Annotated in this window: 5 protein-coding genes and 4 tRNA genes; 6 read left to right on the forward strand and 3 right to left on the reverse strand. The window is 42.7% G+C overall.

Annotated elements, in window-relative coordinates; translation table 11 throughout:
- Nucleotides 1-712 precede the first annotated feature (712 nt).
- Together pssA and R7190_RS25165 are read right to left on the reverse strand one after the other, a co-directional pair.
- Nucleotides 713-2,053 (reverse strand): CDP-diacylglycerol--serine O-phosphatidyltransferase, encoded by a 1,341-nt coding sequence (gene pssA / locus R7190_RS25160; protein ID WP_033907507.1) that lies wholly within the window; start codon nt 2,051-2,053, stop codon nt 713-715.
- A 71-nt stretch (nt 2,054-2,124) separates the two neighbouring features.
- Entirely contained in the window at nt 2,125-2,556 is a 432-nt protein-coding gene (locus R7190_RS25165; RefSeq protein ID WP_017821963.1) for a GNAT family N-acetyltransferase, read from the reverse strand.
- A gap of 101 nt (nt 2,557-2,657) precedes the next feature.
- Here R7190_RS25165 and murB point away from each other — a divergent pair, with 101 nt between their 5' ends.
- Nucleotides 2,658-3,701 (forward strand): UDP-N-acetylmuramate dehydrogenase, encoded by a 1,044-nt coding sequence (gene murB, locus R7190_RS25170; RefSeq protein ID WP_033907506.1) that lies wholly within the window; start codon nt 2,658-2,660, stop codon nt 3,699-3,701.
- On the forward strand, nt 3,698-4,663 hold the full coding sequence (gene birA, locus R7190_RS25175; protein WP_033907505.1) for a bifunctional biotin--[acetyl-CoA-carboxylase] ligase/biotin operon repressor BirA: 966 nt from the start codon (nt 3,698-3,700) through the stop codon (nt 4,661-4,663). Before murB ends, birA begins: the two co-directional genes overlap by 4 nt.
- A 7-nt stretch (nt 4,664-4,670) precedes the next feature.
- Here birA and coaA read toward each other — a convergent pair whose 3' ends face one another.
- On the reverse strand, nt 4,671-5,594 hold the full coding sequence (gene coaA, locus R7190_RS25180; RefSeq protein ID WP_005388683.1) for a type I pantothenate kinase: 924 nt from the start codon (nt 5,592-5,594) through the stop codon (nt 4,671-4,673).
- 205 nt (nt 5,595-5,799) lie between these two features.
- Between coaA and R7190_RS25185 the strand changes: the two genes are divergently transcribed.
- The 4 genes from R7190_RS25185 (at nt 5,800) to R7190_RS25200 (ending at nt 6,195) form a co-directional block, all read left to right on the forward strand.
- A tRNA-Thr gene (locus tag R7190_RS25185) sits at nt 5,800-5,875 on the forward strand.
- A 36-nt stretch (nt 5,876-5,911) separates the two neighbouring features.
- A tRNA-Tyr gene (locus R7190_RS25190) sits at nt 5,912-5,996 on the forward strand.
- Nucleotides 5,997-6,031: 35 nt separating this feature from the next.
- A tRNA-Gly gene (locus tag R7190_RS25195) sits at nt 6,032-6,106 on the forward strand.
- A gap of 13 nt (nt 6,107-6,119) precedes the next feature.
- Nucleotides 6,120-6,195 (forward strand) — tRNA-Thr (locus R7190_RS25200).
- Nucleotides 6,196-6,374 lie beyond the last annotated feature (179 nt).

Below are 6,374 nucleotides of genomic sequence, written 5' to 3' on the forward strand. Positions count from 1 at the left end.
ACGCCGGGGGTCGCGGGTTCGAGTCCCGTCCACTCCGCCACTTATATTAAGCCTCAGTCGAAAGACTGAGGCTTTTTTCGTTTCTACTGCGGCGTTTCCCTGAAGTGTGTTTACACCTAATTAGACTACTCCCCATAATCCCTACTAAGCGAACTCTGCGTGATTACACACTAGGCTTTAATTAATATAGGCCGTTGATGCTGTGGAAAGACAATATGACCTACAAACAAACCTAAGTAATCTATGGTATTCAAAGGCGTTCAACGGCTTGAATCTTGATGAGAAAGAAAAAACGAACTGTGCGCATAATCCAGAAAAGTGTCATATATACCCCCAATCTCTCCTGGCTCAAAAATCAAACGACTTGAAAAGAATTGGAAGGTGAAAGATTGAAGGAGCTCTTCATTAGCGAGGTGATGATTTTCGACGCTGAACATTTGATGAGTCTCAGAAAAAATATATCGCCAAGGGGTAAGAAGCGCCAGAACAGAGAGGGGGAGCTTAGCTCGAGGCTGTAAGCTATGCGGAATAACTCACAAACGTCAAAGCTCAAACCCATTAAGAGAGTCGCTCTAGATCTAAGTGGTTATGTGCTCACTAGCGGTACTAGAAAATAGTTAAGTATTCCAAATGGATTATATGAAAAAGCCAACTGCTAAAGCGGTTGGCTTAGTATAAAAATCTCGACGTACTTTAGAGCGAGAAATGATGTCTAAAGAATACGCTTTAAAACACCATCTGCCTTTAGGCGGGTAATTTTTCTGACCAGTCGCTGTACCCCTATAGGATAGTCTTCTACTTTCTCTAATTGCTTATAAGTACAGATAAGGTGAGTATGCTCAAGAATACGCGAAACTTCGTCTTCAAACTTCTCAGTGAGCTTCGCATAATTGTCTTGTATGAGTAGTCCATTTTCTAGGTCGAGTGACCAAGCACGTGGATTTAAGTTATTCCCAGTAAGTAGCATATAGCGTTTATCAACCCAAATACCCTTAAGGTGGAAGCTGTTATTGTCATGCTTCCATAGGTGAATTGACAATTTACGTGCGGCGATATTCGCTTCATTGGTTTTCGCAAAGCGACGTAAATTCACTTCGTAAAGATATGGAAGTCCGCCAATGGTTTTAAAGTCTTCCTCAGGTGCAATGTAAAAGTCGTTGGCGGTTTTATCACCCACAACAATAGTTACTTTCACACCACGCTTCATGGCTCGTTTCACTTCACGATGAAGTGCTTTAGGGAAGTTAAAGTAAGGCGTACAAATGAAAATTTCGTCTTGGGCTGCTGCCAATAACTTTACAATCTGTTGATTGAGTAGATTACGGCGTTTGCCTAGCCCAACTAACGGAGTGACTTTTACGCTTTCTTCTGTTGCAGCTTGGTCTTCAAACTTATAATTGGCTTGAGCAAGAGAAGCCCTCAGTTGGCGAATCGCCGACTTAATTTCTTTGGTTTCTGGCTTATCTTTTCCTGCAAGATCATTAACGGCAGGGTGAGCAATCATTTCTTCCTGAATGAATTGCACCATTGAATTCGCTAAAGATTCATGTCGAATCACATGGTAACGATCAAATCGATAACGTTCATGATAATGGAGATAAACGTTATTTAAGCTCGCCCCACTGTAGATAACAGTATCATCGACAATGAAGCCTTTTAAATGCAGTACCCCAAAAACTTCTCTGCCACGCACTGGTATGCCATAGACAGGGATTGGGTGTTGGTATTTGCTGGCATATGCTTTGTAAAGCGCTGAATTACCCTCAGATGTCTCCGCACCAATCAGGCCACGCTGCGCTCGATGCCAGTCGACACAGATATTGATGTCCAACCCAGGATTGCGCTGTTTCGCTTCATAAAGCGCAGTGAGAATTTCACGTCCAGCTTCATCATCTTCCAGATATAGAGCGACTAGGTAAATTCGCGACGTTGCTTTGCTGATAGCATCTAAAAGACGGGTTCTGAATGATTCTGCTGAATACAGAACATCAAAGTCTTCCGGATTGACAGCGAGACTTGGCAACTGTTCGAATGGATTCCTACTTACTATCATATCGGTATGAGTACCTTAGTTTAGTGCAATATTGCGAACCTGCCATTTTATCAAAGATATGATTTACCTGGCTACAAAAGCACGCGTTTTGATGTCGTTGAAGAGATGAATTGCATTGGAATGAGATCTTTACCGCTATCTACATAACGTTGAAATGCCATTTTTAGCGGGTGTGGTAGCTCAGAGCAATCAATTGTTGTGAATCCATGCTTGGAATAATAGGATTCGAGATGTGTAAACGCGAAGCAATAATCGCCATCAGTGAAAACATTGTTTTTACAATGAGTTAGTAGTTTTTTTCCAATCCCTGTTCCCCTAACTTTCGGAATGACCAACATTCCTGTCAATAGACGAACTTTATCTACACTTTTTAAACGTAGTAACGCAATGATTTCACCTTTATGGCTTGCTGTAATGATCAATTCATCTTTTTTGGCTCGACCCGCAGGGTAATACGCTTTGTATAGTTTCTTAATGAGGGGGAGCTTGATGGGATTTAACACTTCTATGATTAATGAGTCTGGTATTGTCACTGCGGTTAAAAGATAACTAATGTAGAATGTCGACAGTTTAAGAGAATCTTATCTGGTGTTGCAAACCTACTATGCAAATTAAAACAAATGCGAGCCTAAAGGCTTACCATACTTTTGGAATTGAACAATCGTGTTCCTATTTAGCTATCGTTGAGTCGCTTGAAGATGTTATTGAGCTATTTCAAAACCCAAGATTCACCCATTTACCGAAACTTTTTTTAGGTAAAGGAAGTAATGTTCTTTTTACAGAACATTTTGAGGGATTAGTGATTGTTAATCGAATCATGGGTAAAGAAGTCACGGAAACGGATGAGCACTACCTATTACATATTGCCGGTGGTGAAGATTGGCCTGAATTGGTTTCCTGGTGTGTGAATCAGGGGATCGGTGGGATCGAGAACTTAGCTTTGATTCCAGGTTGTGCTGGCTCGGCTCCTATTCAGAACATTGGTGCGTATGGCCTAGAGCTAAAAGACATCTGTGATTATGTAGATGTTCTTGATCTAACTACGTTTGAAAACAAAAGAATGCACGCCCAAGACTGTGAGTTTGCCTATAGGGATTCCATATTTAAACATGCGTTGCACGGAAAGTGCTTTATCACCGCATTAGGGCTTAAGTTGGCGAAGCAATGGCAGCCGATTAACCAGTACGGTCCTTTACAAAGTATCCCAGAAGAACAACTCAGCCCTGCTTCTATCTTCGAACGAGTATGCCAAGTGCGAAAGGCAAAACTGCCAGATCCAACCAAGATAGGTAACGCAGGTAGTTTCTTTAAAAACCCAGTGATCACGCAAGATCACTATGATCGACTCACAAAAAAATACCCTAACGTAGTGGCCTACCCAGCTTCTGGAGGAATGAAAATTGCTGCTGGTTGGCTTATCGATCAGTGTGGATTAAAAGGGAAGTCTGTACACGGTGCGCAGGTCAACCCTATGCAAGCTTTGGTTTTGACCAACATGGATAATTGTAGTGCTGATGACATTGTCGCGCTTGCTTCTTTAGTGAAGCAGACGGTATGGGATAAATACCAAATCATACTTGAGCATGAAGTACGCTTTCTCAATCGTACCGGGGAGACGAATTTGACTCAGATCGAGGCATCTAGATGAGAAAAGATCACTCTACGAAACTTCATATTTTAAGGTTATTAAGTGATGGAGAGTTTCATTCAGGAGAAGCGTTGGGCGACGATCTTAATGTTTCCAGAGCGGCAATCGCTAAGCACATTAAAGGTCTTAGTGAATGGGGTATTGATATTTATCGAGTGCAAGGGCGTGGTTACCAATTAGCTTCACCATTGCAGTTGTTAGACGAGACACTCCTGACCACTAGCTCGGAGTCACTTGTTGAACTTGTCCCTGTGATTGACTCAACGAACCAGTATTTGCTCGACAGAGTCGTGGATTCGGAAAAGGGCCGTGTTTGTATTGCTGAATATCAAGCACAAGGGCGTGGTCGCCGCGGTAGACAATGGGTCTCACCGTTTGGCTCTAACTTATATCTCTCTATGTATTGGCGACTGGATGCGGGAATGGCTGCGGCAATGGGCTTGAGCTTGGTGATTGGGATTGCCGCAGTGGAAGCTCTGGAAGAAGTAGGCATGCAAGGTGTTAAACTCAAGTGGCCGAATGACTTGTATTATCAAGATAAAAAACTGGCCGGAATCTTGGTTGAAATGTCGGGTCAGGCCGGTGGGGCTGCTCATCTAGTGATTGGGATGGGCCTGAATATTGGAATGCCTGACGACCAGCCTGAGATTGACCAGCCATGGACCACGTTGAACCAAGTAAATCAGAGTCTCAAGATCGATAGAAATGTTCTAGCAATGACACTTATCAAGCATTGGAATTCCGCACTTGTCGAATATGAAATGAAAGGACTTACTGGCTTTATCGAACGTTGGAATCGGTTAGACAATTTCCTTAATCGTCAGGTCAAACTGCTTATTGGTCCTAGAGAGGTATATGGCGTCGTTCGAGGCATCGATCATCAAGGTGGAATATTAATTGAAACCTCCCAAGGACTAGAGACTTATATTGGTGGTGAAATCTCGTTGCGTAAAAGTGACTAATCTTCGATTACTTTCGCAACGAGACTTTATCAACCAAGTGGTTAACGCCTTTGTGTAGAATCAAGTGGGCTCTCTCACGAGTTGGAAGAATATTCAATTCTAAATTGAGCCCATTAATATCATGCCAAATTTGCTTCGCTTTTTTCTTTGCGTCATCGACAGAGAGTTGTGTGTAGTGGCTAAAATAAGATCCAGGTTTCGTAAAGGCCCCTTGGCGAAACTTTAAAAAGCGTTCTACATACCAATGTTCAATGGTCTCTGTTTCTGCGTCGACATAAATTGAAAAATCTAAAAAGTCAGAGACGAAGACACGATGCGGGTCATGTGGATAGTCCATTCCACTTTGCAGAACGTTTAAACCTTCAATAATAAGAACATCCGGTCTATCCACTTTTCTTAGTTCATCAGTAATGTCATACGTGATGTGAGAGTAGATGGGTACTTCAAGATCGGGCTTTCCTGCCTTTACGTCAGACATGAACTCGACTAAACGCTTGATATCATAGGATTCAGGGAAGCCTTTACGATGCATGATACCGCGTTCTTCTAGTACTTTTTTCGGATATAGGAAGCCATCTGTTGTAACCAAGGAGACTTTGGGATGATTCTCCCAACGAGAAAGCAATGCCGTTAGAATACGAGCAGTCGTACTTTTGCCTACAGCAACACTGCCAGCGATACCAATTACGAAAGGGGGAGCATGTTCCTCTGTATTTAAGAATTGTTGTAATACGGAATTGCGGCTTTGACGAGCTTGGACATACAGATTCAAAAGACGAGACAAAGGAAGGTAGATCTCTACCGCTTCCTCCATGGTTAGGTTTTCATTAATGCCCTGAAGCGCAGTCAAGTCGTCTTCAGAAAGTGTCATCGGTACAGAGTTTCTTAACTCGGCCCAATTTGCACGGTCAAATGACAAAAATGGACTCATGGGTCTCTTTTATCCTTGGTTTAATAGAAGCAAGAACATACATCAAGCGAACTTCAAAGCAAACGACAAAGGTCGAAGTTTGCTTTAAAAAAGCTAAGTTTGTACGAATTTGCAGCAAACGAATCTAAAAAATCGAAATTTATGATTTTTTTTCAAATTACTATTGCAACCTAGAAAATCATTCAATAGAATGCGCACCACTTATGCCGACTTAGCTCAGTAGGTAGAGCAACTGACTTGTAATCAGTAGGTCACCAGTTCGATTCCGGTAGTCGGCACCATTCTTTCCTTTAGTAGTCTGAATGGCTTGAAAATTTGGAGGGGTTCCCGAGTGGCCAAAGGGAGCAGACTGTAAATCTGCCGGCACTGCCTTCGATGGTTCGAATCCGTCCCCCTCCACCATATTCTTTAGGAAATAGCTCTCAGAGTTACGTGTTGCGGGCATCGTATAATGGCTATTACCTCAGCCTTCCAAGCTGATGATGCGGGTTCGATTCCCGCTGCCCGCTCCACTCTAATTTGAGTGCTGATATAGCTCAGGTGGTAGAGCGCATCCTTGGTAAGGATGAGGTCGGCAGTTCGAGTCTGCCTATCAGCACCAGCTCTCAAGTTTATTTCCTTTTGATATTAGATTTACCAATTATCTTTTTTGGTTGCGTGGTCAATTTGGGCCACCTAAATCCGTACCTAGAGGGACCACTCATGTCTAAAGAAAAATTTGAACGTACGAAACCGCACGTTAACGTTGGTACTATCGGCCACGTTGACCACGGTAAAACA

It is taken from the genome of Vibrio sp. 1078-1 (genome assembly GCF_033340475.1).